The organism is Paraburkholderia sp. SOS3 (assembly GCF_001922345.1).
GTDB lineage: Bacteria > Pseudomonadota > Gammaproteobacteria > Burkholderiales > Burkholderiaceae > Paraburkholderia.
The window spans coordinates 445753-466773 of the sequence record NZ_CP018812.1 but is presented as its reverse complement, the minus strand read 5'-3'; the positions used below and the strand labels follow the sequence as shown (position 1 = coordinate 466773).

Annotated in this window: 9 protein-coding genes; 8 read left to right on the top strand and 1 reads right to left on the bottom strand. The window is 56.2% G+C overall.

Annotation, left to right across the window (positions count from 1 at the left end; all coding sequences use genetic code 11):
• Positions 1-26 precede the first annotated feature (26 nt).
• The 8 genes from BTO02_RS22070 to BTO02_RS22035 all read left to right on the top strand — a co-directional run bounded on the left by BTO02_RS22070 (position 27) and on the right by BTO02_RS22035 (position 11745).
• Positions 27-449 carry a GPW/gp25 family protein gene (locus BTO02_RS22070; RefSeq protein WP_075159379.1) on the top strand — a complete coding sequence of 141 codons (423 nt, stop codon included), beginning with the start codon at positions 27-29 and terminating at the stop codon, positions 447-449.
• Positions 446-868, top strand: a complete 423-nt coding sequence (locus BTO02_RS22065; protein WP_075159378.1) for a hypothetical protein — start codon at positions 446-448, stop codon at positions 866-868. Before BTO02_RS22070 ends, BTO02_RS22065 begins: the two co-directional genes overlap by 4 nt.
• Before the next feature lie 91 nt (positions 869-959).
• Positions 960-3734, top strand: coding sequence for a hypothetical protein (locus BTO02_RS22060; RefSeq protein WP_075159377.1), 2775 nt, complete (start codon positions 960-962; stop codon positions 3732-3734).
• Positions 3718-6552: a hypothetical protein gene (locus BTO02_RS22055; RefSeq protein ID WP_083615311.1), complete on the top strand. Its 2835-nt coding sequence runs from the start codon at positions 3718-3720 to the stop codon at positions 6550-6552. Before BTO02_RS22060 ends, BTO02_RS22055 begins: the two co-directional genes overlap by 17 nt.
• A 7-nt stretch (positions 6553-6559) precedes the next feature.
• Positions 6560-7588 carry a tail fiber protein gene (locus tag BTO02_RS22050; RefSeq protein ID WP_075159376.1) on the top strand — a complete coding sequence of 343 codons (1029 nt, stop codon included), beginning with the start codon at positions 6560-6562 and terminating at the stop codon, positions 7586-7588.
• Between the two features lie 36 nt (positions 7589-7624).
• Positions 7625-9031 carry a contractile injection system tape measure protein gene (locus BTO02_RS22045; RefSeq protein WP_075159375.1) on the top strand — a complete coding sequence of 469 codons (1407 nt, stop codon included), beginning with the start codon at positions 7625-7627 and terminating at the stop codon, positions 9029-9031.
• Positions 9024-11108: an ATP-binding protein gene (locus tag BTO02_RS22040; protein ID WP_083615310.1), complete on the top strand. Its 2085-nt coding sequence runs from the start codon at positions 9024-9026 to the stop codon at positions 11106-11108. Before BTO02_RS22045 ends, BTO02_RS22040 begins: the two co-directional genes overlap by 8 nt.
• Positions 11109-11118: 10 nt before the next feature.
• Positions 11119-11745, top strand: coding sequence for a DUF4255 domain-containing protein (locus tag BTO02_RS22035; RefSeq protein WP_075159374.1), 627 nt, complete (start codon positions 11119-11121; stop codon positions 11743-11745).
• A 39-nt stretch (positions 11746-11784) separates the two neighbouring features.
• On the opposite strand, the gene BTO02_RS22030 is transcribed toward BTO02_RS22035, so the two are convergent.
• Positions 11785-20919, bottom strand: coding sequence for a hypothetical protein (locus BTO02_RS22030; protein ID WP_075159373.1), 9135 nt, complete (start codon positions 20917-20919; stop codon positions 11785-11787).
• Between the last annotated feature and the right edge of the window lie 102 nt (positions 20920-21021).

Genomic DNA, 21021 nt, shown 5'->3' with positions numbered 1-21021 from the left:
AAACCGTCCGTCACGGAGCACCTGGCATGAGCGACGACATTCTGACCCGGATCTTTGGACGCGGATGGGCTTTCCCACCCGCATTCTCAATCGATGACGGCGTTGTCATGGCGAACGGCGCGGAGGACGTCAGGCAGAGCTTGCGCATTCTGTTCAGTACCGAGCCGGGCGAGCGAATCATGCGTGACGGCTATGGGTGCGCGCTCTATGACGTCATGTTCGAGAACATCAACGGCGACCTGACGAGCAATATCGAGGCGAGAGTCGTGGATGCGATTCTGCGCTATGAGCCTCGCGCAAACCTGACGCGAATACGCGTCTACCAGTCCAGAACGAACAGCAGCACGGTGTCCGTCGACATTACGTATTGCCTGCGCGGCAGTGACGTGGCGCAGCGTATGTCGGGAACGTTGGACATCGCACAGGCGGTGCGAGGAGTGCTCCAATGAGTTCACCGGTGCTTTGCGACGGCGACGAGGCGACCTTCGAACCGATGTTCGGCCCGCGCCAGGTTGTGCTCTCGGGACCCGCGATCCTGACGGGTACCGGAATCGCGACGATATTGGGCCGGCGGATTTGCGTGGTCGGCGACGAGCAGCGCGCGCAATGGCCGGCGCAGTACTTCATTGCCGGTTATTCGCCTGGCGCAGGCATCGTCAGCATCGAAATGCTCGACGCGAGTCAGACGGCGCCCTATGTCGCGGGACAGACGCCGCTGATGCTTCAGGGAACAGGGGCGCAATTCACCGCGCGGTTCACGCCCACGGCCCCGGCTGTGATGGCGAGCACTCCTTTTACACCGGATACGACCGCACCCGGCATGGGTCGCGGGGCATTTATCGCACATCAGCAATTTGTCCGTGCCTGAAGCCGCACCTGCCCGCTTGGGCATGAGGCGGCTCGGCACACGAGTCTCTCGACCATGAACGGATGGCCGGGAATTTGGCAGGAGAGCAAACATGACCGTGCCGGACAAGCTGCTCCGGGCGCTCAGCGAGCTTGCAGTCGACGATGGCTTCAGACTCGATGGCCGTAGCGACGAGCAGCTGCTGCAATCCTTCGAAGACTACGTCGCGCTGATACCGTTTGACAGCAGCTACACGTGGGCGGACTTCTTCTTCATGTCAGGGAACGCTCCACCCGTGCTTGCCGAACTGTCTGGCAAACCGGATTCGGCAGATGGAACGTTGCTGCCGCAACAGGCGTTCATGCTGGCGTTTCTCCAGCTGCTGAAAACGCCGAGAGCGCTGTTCAACTACCTGCCGTTCGCGCACAGGGATCTCTACTATCGCGAGCTGTTGAGTTTGCGGGAGTCGCCGGCGCAGTCGGACAATGTCGTATTGCAGTTCGCACTGAGCCCGTCGGTTCGCGAATGCCTGTTGCGGGCCGGCACCCTGTTCGATGCGGGCGAAACCGGCGGCGTCCCGATCAGATACGCACTCGACGCCGACTTGCTCGTGAACCCCAGCGTCTGGACGGACTTGCGCTGGGTGCAGCCCGGCGATGGCCCATCACTAGTGGCCGCTATCGCATACGATCAGCAGCAGGGCGCCTGGCCAACGGCCGGCGTCAGGTTGTTCGATCCCGAAGCGCAACAGCAGCCGGTAGTCGTCGGCCGGTTGATCGCATCGGATTCGCTTGCAATGAGTACAGGAATCCGAACATTCACTGTGACATTCGGCTCAGTTGTGACGAGCGCGGATTTGACTGTCGCGCAGGTGAGCGGCGCCAATGGCTGGCTCGAACTCGCGCTTTCCAGCGTGTCGCAGGATCAACTGACCCTTTCGTGGCTGCTCGACGGCGATCAGCCGGCCATCAGCCCGCCCGACAATCTCGATGGCATCACGATGGACGTCCCCGTATTGAAACTCGGGTGCGTGAACGGTCAGACGGTGCCGGTTATCGTGGGCTTGTCAGTCCAGGTCGAAGGCGGCAGTGCCGTGAGCTATGGCACCGATAGCGGCGCCAACCGTCTCGACGGCGCGAGTTATCCGTTCGGCACCATGCCTGTCGTCGGGAGCGGCTTCAATCTGATCGCCGCTGACTGGTGCGAGCAGACCGCGCCGCTCGAACTGACGCTGGCACCACGATGGCTGGGTCTGCCGGACGAAGGCTTTCCCGACTGGTACGCGAACTACGATAGCGACGTCAAGCCGGCCGACAATAGCGACTTCAAAGTGCAGGCGCTATTGATGTCGAGCTCGGGCGCGCAGCCGCTTTCGTCCAGCATCGACAACCCGGCCGCGACGGGGCCGCAGCCGCTCTTCGCCGCAGGCAAGGGTGCGCCCGCCGGGGCCAGCCTGACAGTGGCCGTACCGCCAATGCTGCCCACCGGCGCAGGTAATCCGTCGAATCCGTGCGACTGGCCGCGCTGGCTCCGCTTCGAATTGACGGGTCGCGATTTCGGCCATCAGGATTACCAGAAGCTCGCGGGCACGACGACGCTCAATCCGCCTTACACACCTCAAATCAATGCGATGACGGTGAGCTATGCCGTCGAGGCGGCCGACATCGTCCAGTATCTGCTGACGCCGTTCGGTTATATGGCGGAGGGCGCGCAACCGGATGATCCGGATAGTTCATATCTATATGTCGGGCTGACCGATGGCACCCCGGGCGAAACGCTTTCGTTGTATTGGCAACTACAGAGCCCGCAGTCGTTGCAGCCTGCATGGGAATATCTGAATCAGGCGAACACCTGGGCCTCGCTCGGCGACACGTTGGTAGACGATACGCAAGGACTGATGGATTGCGGCCTGTGGACGGCGGTGCTGCCGCACGACGCCGCCACCGATGCGCCGCAGATGCCGTCCGGCCGCTACTGGTTGCGCGCCGTGCTCGATCAGCCGTGTGCACTCATGAACCCGGCGCGGGTGAATGAAAGCGCGGAGACCGCGCAGTACGGTTACGTTTGGTTGCAGGGTATATCCGCAAACGGCATGACCGCGACGCTCGATGAGCCGCAAACCGTGCCCGCAAGCCACTTCACACGCCCGCTGCCTGCCTTCACCGTGACGCGCGCGGTGACGCCCGTGGCGGGATTGTCGTCCGTGACGCAACCGTGGCCGTCTAGCGGCGGACGTCCGGCGGAAACGCCGTCCGAATTCTTCTCGCGCGTTGCGCAGCGACTGTCTCACCGAAACCGCGCATTGACATGGCAGGACATGGCGGCGCTGCTGCAAGCGCATTTCAGCAACGTATTCGATGTCGCGCTGCCGCCGGCGGACAGCATGACGGACCTTCCTGCTTCGCTGATACAAACCGTCGTGGCGATACCCGTCAACGAAAAGAAGGACAACCAGGATCCGTTGCGTCCGCAGTTCAGCCAGGCCCATCTGAACGAAATGAAGCAATATCTGCAGGGACTCGCGTCCGCGTGGGCTCGCATCGAGGTCGTCAATCCGCGATATCGCGACGTCCGGATTGCCTACAACATCACATTCAACGTGAACCCGGACTACGGATACCGCCAGTTGCAGGAGCGGCTGACGCTGCATTACATGCCGTGGATACTGGGTGGACCGCGCGGCGTCACGCTGGGCAATACACTGGACTACTACGGGATCATTGCCTGGATTCAGCAGCAGCCTTTCGTGACCAGCGTCAACAGCATGACGTTGAACGGACAGTCGGTCTCGATCCATGCACAACGCGACGAGGTTCTGATCCTAACCTGGCAGACTACCGCTTCTTGCGCGAACCCGACGGGGAGGACGTATGCGTCGGCCCTCTGAACTGCTCCGTCTGGTCCGGGCAGATATTCATTTCGATGCACTGTGCGATCAGGCGTTGCAAGCGATCGCGAACTTCGGTGGACAGGTCTGGACCGACACCGGCGAGCACGACCCCGGTGTGACATTCATCGAGGGATATAGCTATAGCACGTCGGATCTGTCGTATCGGCATACCTTGCCTCTCGCCGATCTGCTTACGCCAGCGGTCGACGAGCAGCTTCCGGGCGGGGGCTTATTCCCCATCGATTTCGGTCCTCAAACGGCATTGACCTGTGGACCGATCACGCCCGCGGACTACCGGCGCGCCTTGCTCGATCTCACCAATCCACAGGAAACCTACTACCTGTACCGCGATGTGCAGCTGATTGCGCTGGACTCCAACGACCCCGCTTCCGCAAACTGCTTTGACTACATCTACTACTACGATCCCGAGAGCCTCGAGTTCAGCTTCACCAAGGAAGGTGCAAGCGCGGTCACATACTGCCTTCGCGGCGACTACGCGCTGTATCTGGAGCCGACTCGCGAGTCGGCTGCGAACAGCGCCGAAGCGCAACAGGTGCTTGGCGCTTTCCTCACCGATTACCGCAACCTGTGCGAATGCATCAGCAAGATCGTGGTGGCGCAGCCCGTGGAAATCAATCCCATCGCGGACATACAGATCGAAGAGGGAGCACAGGATTACGCAAGAATCTTCGCTGATATTTACACCGCTACCGAGGCCTATATCTCTCCGGCGGTCGATCACGAAAGCACCGCGGCTTTACAGCAGCAAGGCTTTGCGACGGAAGACATTTACGACGGGCCGTATCTGCTGCACGGATGGCAGCCTGAATTGCCCGCGGCGACCGATTACACCAACACTGTGTACGTCAATCTGAGCGGACTGGCACAGAAATGGATGCAGATTGAGGGCGTAAAAAGCATTCTGTCTCTTCGGGAATATTCGGATCCGCCGTCAGGCAACGGCATGTGGACCTGGAACACGGGGGGGCCGAACCGCTATCCGCAGACATGGGGCGACGATCCGATCGGCACGCTCGTGCAATCGGTGCGGTTGATCACGGCGGACGGAAAGATCGTGGTCTGCAGCAAGGACGATATCGAGGCGCAATTACCGGCAGTCGTCATACAGCGCAATCCGCCGGTGGTATTGCCTTACGGCAAAGCGCGCAACCTGTCGCAATACCACCCGGTGACCGACAGGATGCCGGCGTGCTACGGTTTGCAACTGCCGATCGGCTATGGCGGTCCGCAGCCTTTGTATCAGTATCTGTTGCCGTTCGAGCAGGCGATGGCCAACGGGTGCCAGCAGTTGGCCATGCTTCCCGCCCTGCTGTCGTTCAAACGCGATGGCGATACGGTGTGGGGCGCGCAATGGCCTTATGCCGATGGTAGCGCCGGGGATGCTGCGCATGCGGCATACAAGAATCTGCTCGTCGATCAGATCACGTCTTCCGCCGACGACTACGAGCAAGAGCTAAACGTAGTCAATTTTCTGCTGGGCTACTTCGGCACGCAGCGAGCGTCGCAGATGCTCGACACGTCGCAGGACGAATTTCTGCAAGTCGAGCAGGACTATCTGGCTGAAGTCACGAGCTTGGCTTACCGGCGCGCCAATATCCGCGTAGACAGGGTATCCGCGCTGCAAAAGCGCATTACCGCCCGCATGGGGTGGGGCGAGACGTTGTTCTCGCACCCGGTGGAGATGGGCAGGCTGCCGTTCTATCTCGTCGAGCATCGCTCGCTGCTGCCCGCAAAACCATCACCTGCCTACGACACGCCTGATTATCCGACCGCGGTGGACCTTTCGGAAGACGGCCGTACGCTAACGGTGACGTGTCCGGCAACGCCTTCGTTATCGGACCTTCGAAGCGGAGACCTGATCGACTTCCGGCTCTATCCGGAAAGCAACGGAATGACGCTGCAAGGGTTGATCGTCGACAAGGTGGATGCAGCCAGTCAATCGTTCACGCTGCAGCTCGCCGCCAACCCGCCGCTCGCCGCGCGTGTCTCCGCGGTACTCGAGGCGCAGGAAGATCACGCGCTTTACTGGCAGAACTGCCAGGCATGGTTGCGAGAGATCGTCTATCCGTTGACGTATGCGGTGGACACACCGGACCCGCCCGTCGCACCGGTCGTATTGACCATCGCATCGTCGTTTCCGTTTCCGGCGGGCGTGCGGGAAGGCGATCTGCTGTCGATCGATGCGATATCGGGACCGGATGGCACAAGCTGGTCGATGAAGGTTCTCGTCAAGCAGGTCGACGGCATCGCGGGGACGCTAGAGGTGATTCCCGCCGCAGGAGAAACCGGGACCTTTCCGTCCCCCGCCGATGCCGGCGGCTACGCGTGGCACACGCTGAGCATCGCCGATCGATTTTCAATGATCGTCAGCCTCGTGCTGAACAAGGGCATGCTGCCCCAGGGGGGCGACCCCGATGCGACCGAGTCGTGGATCAAGCAGTGCGTTCAGGCAGAGCTTCCCGCACATATTGCGTTGATGATCCATTGGCTCAGTGCCGACCCGCACGACCCCCAGTCGTTTGCGAGCTTTGCGCTGAGCTATGCCGTATGGCAAGGCACCAAGACCGCGCCGAGCACGGCCACCTTCCAGTTGTTGTGGAAACTCGGATTAGGACGGGTGCCTGCCGCTCTCGATGTCGGCATCGGCGCGATGATCATTGCGACACCGGAGCAGCAGACCGAAGTGATCGGCGCGGGCGGCGACGAGTGGAATGTCGACGTCATTGTGGAAAACAGTCTGTTCTTCGTGCCGAAAAACGATTCATTGCCCCCTGCAGATGGGACCAAGGAGTGAGTAAGTCATGGCGAACGCAAATTCGAGCGAAGGTGCTGCGGCAGTGGCCGGCACCACAGGCGGAACGACGGACGATCTGAAAAGCCGGTTCCAGGCGGGCTCCATTCCACTGGACACCGATTTCAGCGAACTCATCGATATCGCTGAATGCGGCCGCCGCGCGATCGGCCAAAGTGCGGATCAGACGGACAACAGCGTCGGCGCGGGGATGCAAGTCGCGCCGGACAGCGACGCCGCGAACAAAGGGAAGCTTTCGCTGAAGACGGGACTTGGCCTCGGAATCGACTCTGCCGACCATAGCGTCAGGGCGACCGTTCACACCGGTTATGGAATGGACGTCGATGCTAACGGACTCAAGGTCAAGATCGGTAATGGCGTTGAGTTTGATAGCAATGGCAACGTGGCTGTCAAAGCGGGCTCGGGAATTATGGTCGACAGCAATGGCGTTAGCCTGAATGCGTCCATCGCTTTTGTGAAGGGAATGATCATGATGTTTTCGGGAACTTCCATCCCTGAAGGCTGGGCGCTATGCGATGGCACGCCACCTACGCCGGATTTACGCGGACGATTCGTATTAGGGAGCAGTATTGAGAATCAGAATGCGAAGAATAGCGTCGCGATGAACACCAGTGATCCGAACAATCAGTATGTTGCGACGACGAGCGATAGCAAGACTCCAGCGGTTACCGTCACGATAGCCGGAACTGTGCTGCAGCCCGAGCACATTCCATCGGGACTGACGCTGTCTGTTCATAATGCTGCCGATGGTACTGGCTACAGTATCAACGCTTTCCACAGCCCCGCCGACGTCGATTCCGGCGGTAACGACTACCCTCACTGCTATTACGCAGACTTTAACAGCAGTGATACTCCGACGTCGACATCAACGCTTATGTTCGCGAGAAACGATATTACGGCCTATCAACATGACGTGGCGCACGGGCATTCGGTCTCTAGCGCGAAACAGGACGCTCAATCTCATACCATTAACGTAACGGTTCCCTATTATTGTCTCGTCTACATCATGAAACTATAAGCGCGTCGCCTTTCGACTCGAAAACTGAGGAAACACATGCGCGTCGCCATCGAAAAATTCACCATATCTCTCGAAGCACCGTTGCGCATTGGTGAAGCGGTGGTGGAAAGGTGTGGCCGGCTGTTCCATGCGATGTTAAAGGATGATGTCGGCCGAATCGCAACGGAAACGACGCGGCGGCACGACGGTTTGCATCTCGACACGCTTCGGCTGGACCTGGGCGTCATGCAGGCATGGCAGTTCGAAGACGAGTTTCGAAACCGGTTTTCCCAGGAATTTCGGCGAGCGTTGCTGCAACACGTCGGAAGTCGAAAGTTCGATATGGACATGACGGAAAGGCCCAGCGAAGAACCGACGCCTCACATCAATCGTCCGAGGCCGGTTCACGCGATCGGACTCTCCCCATCGACGCATGACATCGACGATGTGAAGCGTTGCGTAACTGCATGCGTGTCAGAGAGGCGTCCCGAACGCGCATGGAGTTCGATCGCCCCGTTGTGCTTGAGGAGGTCGTCGAGGCGGTATCTGCTGCAGTGGAAAAATGCCCAGCCGTTGTTGCAATGGCTATGCGGCAGTGCTCCGCTCACGGAATTGACGCTTCTTCTCAAGGCACTGTACTGGCTGAAGACGCAGCTTGTATCCCGTCAGTCGGACGCCAATCTGTTTCCTCGCAACGACGCCGATGCTTTCGTCGAACACGTTGTTGATGCCCATATCGACAAAGAAGCGCTCGCTATTTTTTCGGAGCCGGCGGGAGCGGCACTGCTTCGCTGGCAGAGGTTGCTGTGGCGGGACGCAAGAGTGCGACGTCTTTTGAAGCACAGGCTTCCCACCGAAGTGAGGCGACGGCTGCAGCAGTATTCCAGTCACGAACCCACCGGCATTGTCGAGGAAGGACAAGAGCAACCCGCCATACCTGTTTTCAACGCAGGCATCGTTTTGCTATGGCCGTTGCTGCCCGACCTTTTCCGTCAATTGAAGCTATGGGACGGAAAGCAATTCAACTCTCCGGATGCGCAAGAGCAGGCGGCTGTATGGCTTGACTGGCTCATATGGCAGGACGCGCCGGCTTCGGCGGGACGCAGCGACTTCACGCAGAGAGTGTGCGGCTTGAAACCGCAAGAGGCGCCGCTTCGGTTCGAGCCTGCCGGGGACGAGCAGCGGTCGCTGCTTGTCGAGTGGCTTGAACGATTGCCGCTGCAACTGCCGGGATGGCGCACGCTGAAGCCCCTCGACGTGCGGACGCTGTTTCTCCAGCGGCCCGGAAGTCTCTTGATTGCCGACACGGGAGCGGTGCTCGAGGTTGCGGCAGAGCCGTTCGACGTACTGCTGCAGGACTGGCCGTGGCCCCTATCGGTGCTGGTGATGCCGTGGCTACGCGATCCGCTTATGATCGATTGGCCGATACCGCGTTTCGACGAATGGGTACCTGACCATGGCTGATGCGTCGCTGTCCCAGATGGCGGAAAGTTCTTTCGCCCAATATGCGTGGAAGCGTCTCATGCACCACGTGGAGCGGGTCGATCTTCTGCTCCAAAGGCATTATCACCAGCGCGCATTTGTTGTCTGGACGGGCGATGTGCTGCTCGCACCGGACGAAATCGAGCAGAGAATCGGCAATCTTTCCGGCGCGCCCGCCTGGATGGATTTCGACGACCGGGCAAACGCGCGGGAATCGGTGGTGGATGCCGTCGCGACCGTGCTTGCCGACGAACCATTTGGATACCTGACGACGCGCTTCGGCCTTAACGCGTTCGAACGCGACGTCATTTTGCTTGGCCTGCTGCCGCACATGGATAGCCGGTACCAGACCCTGTTGTCGCTTCTGCAGGGACGGGGTCAACATTTTCCGACGATCGAGTTGGCACTACGGCTCTTCTGTGCCAACTGGGAGGATCGGCAGAAAGCACAATCGAACTTTCTGCCGGAGGCGCCGCTAAGCGCGTACCAGCTCATTCAGCCGGTGTCGTCGGCCGCATTGACGCGTGACGGCTGGGGTCGAATGCCGCTACTCACGAGTCTCGAGGTTTGGCACTTCCTGCTCGGCAACCGGTATCAGGCACCGGCTCTGGACAGATTTTGCCGATGGCTTTCACTCGATGCGAACGCTGCCTCGACCCCAGGTGTGGCGGCTCTGCAATCGGTACTGCGACGCGCGGTGTTCGAGGCGGTCACACCGTCGGTGGTTACGCTGCGGGACGCGCGCGAAACCGACGTCGTTCATGCGCTGGCCACATTCGGCCACGGCGCTCTGGCGCTGGATCTGGCTCGTCTGCCTACAGAGGACGAGGACGCGCTGCAAATGCTACGGCAGGCATTGAGAAACGCGCGTCTGCATCGTTGCGCGGTGCTTGTGAAGTCGTTGGACGAGGTCGGCAAGGCACGCCCGGCATTGCTCGAACCGTTGGCCCGATGTCTGTCGGAAATTCATATTCCGACCATATGCGTCGCGGACAGCCATTCTCCGGTGACACGTTTGCCGGGCGCGGCGCAGGTCGTATTCGATCCGCCGGCGATGACTTCGGTTGAACGCGCGCGCGCGCTCGACCGTTACCTCGACGACCCGCGCATCGACACGGTGGGACTAAGCAGACGTTTTTCATTTCATCCGGATGAGCTTGCAGCAATCAGGCAGGAAGTCCTCTTCTACCGCTATCAGCGCGCGCCGGACGGCTGCGTCGAGGCATGCGACTGGACACAGGCGCTACGCTATCGCGCCCGGCAAAACTTCGGCAATCTTGCGCAGCGAATCGAACCGCGGCGAACGTTGAATGACCTGATCGCTTCGCCCGAACTGCGTCAGCAACTGGACGAGATAAGCGCGGCTATCCGGTTCCGCGAAGAATTGCTCGAACTGGGATTTGCCGACAAGGTGCATTACGGAACCGGCATCAGTGCGCTGTTCTACGGCCCCTCGGGTACCGGCAAGACGATGGCTGCGGAAGCCATGGCCAAGGGCATGCGCACCGATCTGATCAAGGTCGACCTGTCGAGTGTGGTCAACAAGTACGTTGGGGAAACCGAAAAGAACCTGGCGAGAATCTTCGATATGGCACAAGCCGACGCCGGGGTGCTGTTCTTCGACGAGGCCGACGCGCTCTTCGGCAAGCGTAGCCAGGTCAAGGACGCTCAGGATCGGCACGCGAATATCGAAGTCTCGTATCTGTTGCAGCGTCTCGAGGAATTCCCCGGGCTAGTTATTCTGGCCACCAACAATCGCGGTCACATGGACGAAGGTTTTATCAGGCGTTTTACGTTCGTTACCCGATTTGCGTTTCCGGATGCCACACTGCGAGAGTTGATGTGGAAAGCAATCTGGCCTGCGCAGATCGAGGTGGATGAACAAATCGACTTTGCGCAACTGGCCGCTCGGATCGAAGTAACGGGCGCCAGCATTCGCAACATCGCGATGCTGGCCGGCTGGCTGGCGAAATCCGAACGGGCGCCCCGAGTCATGATGCGCCATATCGAGCAGGCGTGTGCGCGCGAATTGGCAAAGGTAGGGCGTTTGCAGATTTAGGAGCTTGGAAATGGCCGGAACCACTGCGTCGGACACCACGATTCTCGATGTTAACCAAGCGCTTTACGATGCATTGAGCGGCTACATCGACGTCAATCCCGATACGGGCGTGTCGATCATCTTCGACCTGCCGGCGGCGGACAGTCCGCCGACCGAGCCCACGCTTAGCGTATTCCTCTATGAGATCCACGAGGATTTGCAGATGAGAACGGCGCAAATGCGCGTGCCTACCTACCATGCGGACACCAAGACTTCCACGATCGCGCCGGGTTGGGTAAACGTCTGTTGCAACTACATCATCACCTACTGGGACATCGCACAGACGGCGACCAGCAGTCCGGGAAGCCCGGGCGGGGCGCCGGACAATACATCGATCAAGGTGATGAATCAGGTGGTCAATGCGCTCATCAATAACCGGCAGCTCGCCGATATGCCGGGTGCGTATACGCGAATGATTCCGCCGAAAGACGAATTGAACACGCTTGGCAATTTCTGGCAGGCACTGGGCAACAAGCCGCGCTTGTCGCTGAGCCTCTCGGTGACGGTGCCTGTGTTCTTGACGGACGCTAGTGATAGCGCACCCGCAGTGCAGAGTACCGAGGTCGATATGTCGCAGCAGCAGACGGGGAGATTCTGATCCGAGCGCCTCTGCGCGCGAGACAGTTTCTACGCGGATTTATGTGTCGCTGTCGTCGAACCATTTCCATAACAATTCGCCTGAGACTGCTGCGCCGTTCCAGGCATCGTAGCTCTCGACGAAGGCTTTATACCGATCGGGATCGAACTTGATATCGCTGATCAGATAAACGAGCAACGAGAAGTTGTCCGCATTGGCGATCATGGAAGTGGACTGTCCTTTGTTGCTCTTTCCACGCCATGCTGCACCGCCCGCCACAATGCTCGCCACATCGAGGCCGGATTCTTTTCCGGATGCGTCAAGCATAAGACTTGGGTCGCTGTCGAGTTTGGCGAGATCTGTAATTTCGAGCGGCGTGCCATCGAGCAAGGTAAGGCCATATTGGCCTGCCAGTTTGTCGAGTTGTTCGCGCTTTTCATCTTTGGTCAGGCCGGCCAGACGGGCCTGCTCCTTGTCCCGCACTTCCTTCCACTTCACCTTGCTTCTCGCGGTGGAGCCGGTTGCACGATAGCCTTCGCCGATCAGCATTCTCGACAGCGCGTTTGTGTAGACCTGATATGCCGATACGAACAGCGGGTACTTGTTATAGTCGAACGCGTGTTGACGCATGGTCATCGGCAGGATGTTGCCGCGTCCAACGTAAAGGTCCTTGACCGATTGGCTATCTTCCGCAATGAAGCCTGGCCTCGTGATGTTCTTGTCGTCCTGGAAGGACATCGCTGGAAGTTCAGACTCCTTGAGAACATAGCCGCCCCCCATGGCCATCTTGATGTCGTGAGCTGCGCCGGGAAGGGTGTCCAATATGCGTTCGTTTGTGTCATCCGCCTTCAGGTATGCGACATCTGAAGACAATGCAAGCTGACTTATATAGTTGAGTACATTTCCTGCCGCGTTTGCAAAAACCTTCTTGATCTCCGGCGCGGAACTTCCCCAGAAAATTTTTAGTGCCTTATCGACTTGGGCCGTTGTTCCCGGAGCCTCGTCTTGCACCGTGCGCCTGGCGTTTGCGAGCACATAACGTGCATCGACCCATGCGCGCTGTAGATGAGTCGCCATGATTTCGACTTCGTCGTGCTCGAGATCGGGACTTGTATGGCGATAGCGCAAGTCTCCGCTTAATGCGCGCGGAAATTTATCTTCGCTCCACGTTTTGTATTTTCTGACTAACCGCGGTGGTTGAGGTTGATCGGCTTCCGCCAGAGTGAAGTCGCCGAATAATCTGTTCCAGATAATCTGATAGTACTTTCCGCTGCTGTCTTTGTGATAAAAGACGGTCGCAGGACCTTCGGGTGTATTGACCAGTGCTTTGGACATATATGAGCCGAGTCCGATATCTACAAGTTCGAGCGGTGGCTTTGCTTCGGGCGGCTTCAGGTGACTTATGCCGGCAGGTAACACGGTGTTCTGTAGGAATCCATAGAGGCCTGTCGCGTCGCCAGCCACATCTGCTATGTTCCGTATCTGGAACGCAGCCCCGTGCGTTGTGACGCTAAAACCAAATGGATTGAACGGAACTGTCAGTGGATTAAAAAGATCATATGATGCACCGAGCAATAAATCGGCTGATTTGCGTCCGGTAGTCGAAACCGCAGACATAAAAGAAGGCTTGAACGTGCCTAATTTATTGAACACGTATGCATTAAGAAAAGGACCGCGAAGGCCACGCTGCCATCCCTGTACTATGTATCTTAGCGCTGACTGACGGAATATTTGTACAAATTCTTTCGCGAGAGGCATGACGGTTAAAAGTACGGAAGCCCCGTCAAAGATGAGTGAAAGCGCGTTCATATTGTATTTCTGGGCAATCCGTTTGCGCTGAATTTCTCCATAAAAAGGAAGGAAGAGGGCAGCTAACTTGGTGAGCAAACCTGGCTCGTACATGGCCGCCTTCATTGACTCGGCTAGCTCGGTCAGATTTTGTACGACTTCGGATCTTAGATATGGAATGAGTTTGCCTTCTGCAAGACTGGCGGGTGGTGTTTCTTCTTCCTTGACAACGCGGAAATGCACCAATCGTCCATATTTATTACCTGCGGGTTGTTCAGTTTCTATCATTTGATAATCGATCGAGACATATTGAAGTTTGTCCGTTTTGCGTAAACTCGGATCGCGAACAATTTCTTCAAATCGAGCATACAGTGCTCCCCGTGGTGGTTCGGTACCGCTCCATTTGAATTCTGTTTTTATACCTCGCCTTTCTATTTTGCTGGATAACTTGTCACTGCCAGTTCCATGAACGAAGCAAAAATATAACCATGAATTATCAACCAGCTGTATGTAATAGACGTCGAATTCGCATGTAACACATCGCATGTGAATCACTTTTTTGACGTTGTACATATTACTGTAGCGCATCGAAATGCTTTCGAGGCCGTTTCTGATAAGCGTTTCTGCGTCGTACCCGATGCCGTCCGCATAATATCGTTTAAATTGTCTTGTGTACTGCTCATCCCTGTCACCGCTCGGGAAGAAGGAGGCCGGCTTAATATTCTGAATACTTATATAATTAGGTGGTGGCTTTTCCATAAATGCATGATAAGGATGTAAAGAACGGTATGCCTGCTTAAATTTCTCGAGTGTTGTCTCGGAGGCGCTGCCTTCAGAATCGTTGCTCGCGCCGCTTACTTTCATCTCGTAGATCATTGCCGCCAGCGGCACCACATCTGTGCTCATGTAGTTATGTTGTCCATCGTCACTCAAGATAATTTCCTCGGCCGCCTTTACAGCTTGCTCAATATCCAGATAATTATTTTGAACATTAAACACAATGTCCTGAACCTTGTTGCGGGTCGCCCTCGCCAGATGAAAATATCTTATTAGCGCATCCTGGCGGCCGACGAGATAGGTCCAAGACACCATGAACTTCTCCATCTCCGCCTTGCTTCCCCCGGACTGGCGCGCAAGCTTTTCCGCTTCCGCAATATCGAAACTCAGTTCAGTAAATGCACCAGCATAGGCAGCGCGAACCGCCTGTTCGGATCCGCTCGTAAAAGCGTCCCGTGACTTCCATTTTTCTCCAAGATATTTATTTTCGATCAACTTTCCTAGTGTAATTCCAGCTTTATACATTGTATAAAGTCTCTGGTATCTGTCTGGCGATACTCCTATGCTCGATCTCGTAGTAATCAGTTCGTCCGACATAATGCCTAACTCTTTTTCCTCTGATTTGGCATATTCAATAAAGTTCAATGCCCATAATTTAATATGAGTCCAGTCATTCTCTAACAGATAGTTGTAAATGGTCTCTCCTACGGATGAAAAAAAATCGGTTATTGGCTGTACAAACGAATTAAAGGGAAGCGGGGGCGGGGTAGAGGTGTCTGGTCGTTCCTCGCCCAATCCTATTTGGGCGCGCTTGAGTAATTTTTCGGCCGCTTTCCGAGCGGCGACAAGTTTGGCAAGTTGTTCGTCGACGTCTCTTAATTGCAGCTCGATCTGACTGAGGTTGCTCCCAAACGAACTATTCTCGAGTGCATCGTAAAATATGGCTTGATCGAGTTCATATCCGCCGGCACCTGAAAATTGTAACGGGTCGGAAAGATGCTTGCCGATTTTATTGAATTGTTTCTGAAGCCTGTCTCGGATTGAGTCGGCGAATGCAAGTAATTGCGATTCTAAAATATAAGTTGCCTTTAACTTATCATTGTCTCTTTTTATAAAATAATATGAGCGCATTTCTGTCAGTGCTAACAGCAAATGGGTCATCAATGAAAAGACGTCTGTAGCTGGCTCGCGACTCAATAACTCCCGGGCGGCGTTGATAAGCGTGTATCCTACCGAACCATGGGTCGTCATTATGCGCAGGCATTCTGAAAACCATGCAGGCACTGCTTCATCTTCCCATTCAAGTTTCCAGACCTGCTCATCCAGGCGTAGAGCAATTTCTACGGGTCGTCCATCAGGCCAGACAGCATCGAGAAATCCTTCGTCGGGGGCGGTCATTTCGAATGGCCAGTAGGTATCGTTCAGATACATGAATAACTGCTGTCGTCCCTTTTCTGGATCGAAGTAAAGGCTTCCGTGCTTGCGGCCCTTTTGCTGGTTACTTACGCCAACTTGAGATTGACCAAGTCGATAACCGAATTTTTTAAGTTGGTCTGACGCAGTCGTAGTATCAGTACTTGCGGTTGTGTCTAGACCGGATATTGCGCCTTCGCGGACGTCTGTGATTACCCAGCCGCGCGTGGAATCGTATATAACAAACAGGGCGTATTCAGCTCGGTGGTCAATGGATTGGGACGTGTTTTTCTTGATATAATTGATGTGCCCGCTAATAATTACGTTTGGATCATAGCCGGTCGGAGGCTCTCCGACTGCGGGCCAGAATATTTTCTCCACTTTTATTTCGCAATATTTGTTGTCGATCTTTATATATTGCTTTTTTGTTCGGGAGTCTTCATAAAGGTCACGATTTTTGAGTCCGGGTGAGTCTGATTTGCGAAGATATTTCTCTTCCTTGTGCCAACCGAGAGGGCTGAATTCCTCACTTGCAAAGCGTTCTAACGAAGCTAGACTGCCGGGTAGCGGTGAGGGCGACGGAAAATCAGTCCGCCTATCGAGTTGTTTCAGGGAGGATATGCCGATAAGGCGACCGGCCCAAAATATTGCGGGCACCCATTCTCCCATCTGCTTGCTATATATGACGAACAGACGTTGTTCCCCTGCAGTCGATTTTTTTTCATATGTGATGTCGCCTGCGTAATTGACTGATTCGTGCCAGTATTTCGTGGAAGAACTGTCGCACGTTCTCCACCATTTGAAGCTCCAATACTTGTTTCGAATTTTAAGATAATATTTTCCGGAATTGCGCGATTGGTACACGTTCTGCGGTAATGAGCTGGACCGTAGAAGGTCGTTATAGTTGTAGGCGCTCTTGTCGTCGAAATCGTTTCGCACCAGTGTTTCGAGGAGAGAATTACTTCCTGGGCCTTTTTTCTGTTGAACTACGGGGTTATGCGTTGCAAAAGAGGCGATCGCTCGTTCGGGTGTAATGTCAGTAAAGAAGTGTCCGTCCTGTTCGGCTTCGTGCATCCATCCAAGCGGGTCGCTGTAGACGATAGGGAATTTTTTGCCTTGTGCCGTGTGCAGGATTGTTTTGTATCGGATAGAAAGATCTCTGTAGATCGTGTTGTCGAACGATATTACTTGTGGTTTATCGATTTTCCAGTAATTTGAATTGATCTTGACGTAGTACGCCTCTTTGAAGTGAAAATACGCAGCGGCTTCGCTGTCCGGTCCTCGATGAATGTTTTCTTCGTCATCAATATCGGATGGCGACTCCTGTTCCAGGTCACGCTCCAGCCTGGTTCTAAGCCGAATATCGCGCTTTCGCCGCTGCGTCGACTCGTCGGTGGTGGAATCCTGCGAGAGTTCCGTGACCTTGTTAAGCAGTTCGTCGAGCTCGTCTGGACTCAAATCACCTTCGGTTTGCCTTTTTTGCTTCATCGCTTTGCTGCCTGCCGCGACGAACGCGGTTCCACCGAGCACTGCGGTTACGCCGAGCACGGTCGGGACTGAGAGACTGCGCAATGTCGAGCCCGACTGACCGTTCGCCCGACGTCGGGTGTACGAAGCTTCGGCCAAAGTCTCGTCCATATCGATTACCGTCTCGGAGTCAGGCGCGCGTGAGGATGGTTGCGCAAGGAGATCCGCCGTCTCCTCAGGCATTTCTTCTAACGGCGCGGTTGACTGCGCTTGCTCCGCTATCGCCTCGCCAGAAAGGTGAGCGCTATCGACCGGATTCAGTGGAAGCAGTTGACCACCTTGTTCGCCCGTAGCTGATGTTCGGCATTTGTAGAGGCGGTAAAGAAGTACAACGAGACCTAGAATAACCAGACCTGCTCCCACAGTGAGGCCGCTGACCGAAAGCCACGCAGGGAGCGGCTGGCGCTCGAGTTTCGCCAGTTCGTCTTCCAGCATTTGCTTCGTTATAAGGCCGTCCGGCAATGGCTGTGTTTCCGAGTCCCAATCGTCGCCGATCAAGCGATCCTCGTCGTTCACACCGCCCGGCAGCTTTGGCGTGGGTGCGCATAGCCGCCAACGGCCGCCGACACGTTCGATGCGCTTCTTGAGCCATCCGGGCGTATCGGAAGCGAGGCCATGAGGATGGATCAGCCACCAGGCGTCGTCGACCTGCTCGACCTGGTATGTTCCCGTTTCGTTCCTGATGTATCGTTTGGGCCCTTGCTGTGTCGACAGCGTATAAACGCCTTGTGCATCCGGACTAGCATTATTCAGGTCTACATCCTTCCAGGCCCATCCGGGCGGGAATTCGTACAACGTCGCCTTTAATACTTTGCCGAGAAACTGCTGTAGCGCGCTCTCCGCCAACTCGCCGGTCCACGCCTCCATCTGCCCTTGCAGTTTTGTGCGCAGGCTTCGAAACTCAGGTTCCTGGCTAGTGCCTAGCATCTCGGCCAATCCCCAGCCCCACTCAAGCCAGGAGGTTGTCGACAGCGCTGACATCTGCTCGCCACTAAGCTTTTCGGATACCTTCCGCAGATCGCTTAGTAAAGGCAGCAGCTTTCGTAATGGCTTGACGGCCGGCAGCTCCGGTTCCAGCTGACCGAGCCACTTGTCGATACGCTGCAATCGGTCAGGATATTCGTCCGCAGGAGCCCGTGAGAGGTCGTACAGAGACCACGCCACGGCCAGTTGCAAGAGTGGCGGATACCACGGCTTCAGGCCCGGGTCCTGAGTGCATGCCTTTGCCACGGCAACCATCGCCTCTTCAGGCGTGTTTGCGTCGGCAATGGATAGGGTGAGTTCGTGTACGGTTAACGCCTTCAGGTGCGAACTGCGATCAAAAAGCGGGTGACCCGTGACGTTTGGAATCAGATTCAACGCAACGGTCTTATCTCTGGAGATGTCCAATCCGGCCGTACGCAAGAATTCCATCACCGTTTGCTTCCAGCTATCACGATACGGGGTTTGGCTTGCCCATTTCTGCATTTGAAGCAAAGGCCGCCTCATCGATTCAGCTGTCGGTGAAATCCAGCTTAATCCCACTACTCCGCCCGGCAAATTCGCGAGGCGTCCCCAATCGGCATTTCGCCAGAGTGTGCTGAACACGCCTTTGACCGTGTTGCCTATCCTGTGCTGCCAGCTTCCGGCCGGTTTGGCAAGATCGAAGAATGTCTTGAACAACTCTTCGCTGCCTTCCGGCGATATATGCTGCTTTAACCAGTCGTACAACGGTGAGATTCCAACGTCGGACAGGAGTGTCTTGAGTTCCGGGGCCTCCAGAACGTCGACCAGCCATTTGGATTGCTTGATCGAATCTTCGTCCATTGGAAATGCCTGGAGCCTTCGATATGCGCGAACCCCGGTATGCAACGCGGTTCCAGTCTCTTCGGGAAGCCAGGCGTGCAGTTCGAGCGTGTCGAGGTCCGGGTGAGCGAGCAGCTCAGTTAGCCAGGACAGTTTGTCAGCCCACCCTGAACCGGAGCCGGGCCACGAAGGCATCTCTTTCAGTGTGGCGCCTGCCTTGGCCAAACCCGGTGATAGCTGCAGCAGAGGTGCCATCAGTGTTTGCAGATCAAGACCGCCTTGCGTACCGCGCAGCGCATCCAGATAGTCGGAGAACGAACTATCCTCAGGAAGACTGAGTATGGTCCGGATAAGCTGCGAGGTGAGTCCTGCCGACTCCAGCAACTCCGCTATTTGCTGCAAACGTTCGTGCGATAGCTGGGCTCTGAGCAGGGGAGATTGCAGCAGATTCTTCAAATAGACAGAGATGCGATCGATGCGAGCCAGGATGTCACTGAGATCCGTGCTTTCGCCGATCTGCAATTCAGTGCCCAAATCGGCCACGATTTCCTGGATCATGGTCGCCAAACCGCGCCATTGCTCTGGAATTGCTTCTTTTCGACGGGCAAGCAGATCGTTGACTTGCGCCAGCTTATTGATGGTAGGGGCCGCGCTGCGATGGATTGTCGCGAGTTCGACATAGATGCTGTTTCCCGTTCTGTACAAGCAGGCGACGTCTGCGAAGGTAGTGAGCGCGGATTCGATTTCCGAAACCAGGCGATTTCCCAGCATGGCCGACATAGCGGGCTTACGCACCAGTTCATGTGCCTTTGTGAGCCGATACGCAACAGTAGCGTCGGGGCTGAACAGTTCGACTAATGCAGCCTGGAATTCGGTGAAGATTTGAGGTTCGGTTTTGAGCCTTTCGGCAAAATTGCCATTTGTGGCGACGGTCGAAGGGGCGGCCGGCAGGTCGATCAATCCCATCCTGGCCAGGTTCGTTGCGTGCTCAAACGCATCTTCGATGGAAGTAATGTTTTGCAGCGCGGATAGACCGTCAAGCAGGTTCTGTATTTTTTCGTTGTACAGTTGAAGTGAGCCTGAGGTCTCGTCCGGTAAGACCATCAGGTAGTCGCGCAGCTTTTCTGGAAGCGCTTTTTCATTGCTGTTAATCAGGGCGCTGAGTGCGGTTATCGTCTCGTCCCCGGTCGCCGAGCCCTGATCGTCATTCTTCGAAATTGTGTTGACTACTTTTGATATGTCGGCCGCGGCGCCAATGTACAGATCTGCTTCTTTTTTGACCTCCATAGCCCAGTCGAGCCATTCTTCCACCTCGCCTGGAACGTATTGCCCGATCCACGGAATTCGCTCTTTCTTCGACCACATGCTGCCCAGTTTTTCAGTCCACGAAAATTCCGGATTGTTGTAAACGTCTTGCAGTTCACCGTACAGGCATAGAATTTCAGCGGTCCGGCCGATCGTCGCAAGCGCATATTGCACTCGAGGCTGCAAGACATCGGGTAATAGGGGCGCATAGTCGTTCAGGAACGTCTCCAGCGCGACGCGGTTTTCTTGCCATACTTTTGCGGCAGCAACGTAGTCCGACTGAGATGCGGCGTTCCATGCGGTCCTCAATTGTTGCATCGCCGTTTCCGCCGCGAGATAGGGCGGATACAGCAGACTGACAACCTCCATGATCATGCGCTCGGTCAATCGGTGGAGGAGATCGCCGAAAGTGCTTTGCTGGGTGCGATGAGCAGGAGCAGGTTGCAGTGCTTCGCTATCGGTATCCGACTCTCCGATAGTTTCGAGCGTGATGTTTCCGACATGCCTTTCATTTGTGCCGCTACGCACGAACGTGATTCGAGGCGAACTGTCGCGCGCGGTACCCTGTTGCCGTTCGATAGCGTTGGTGATGGTAGGCATGGCATCGCTCCATAGACGAGCTGCACCTTGATGTACTGCGCGGCATACAATCCGGACAAGTTCGATATCCGAATAAAAAAGGCATCCTGGAAAGCGTTAAGG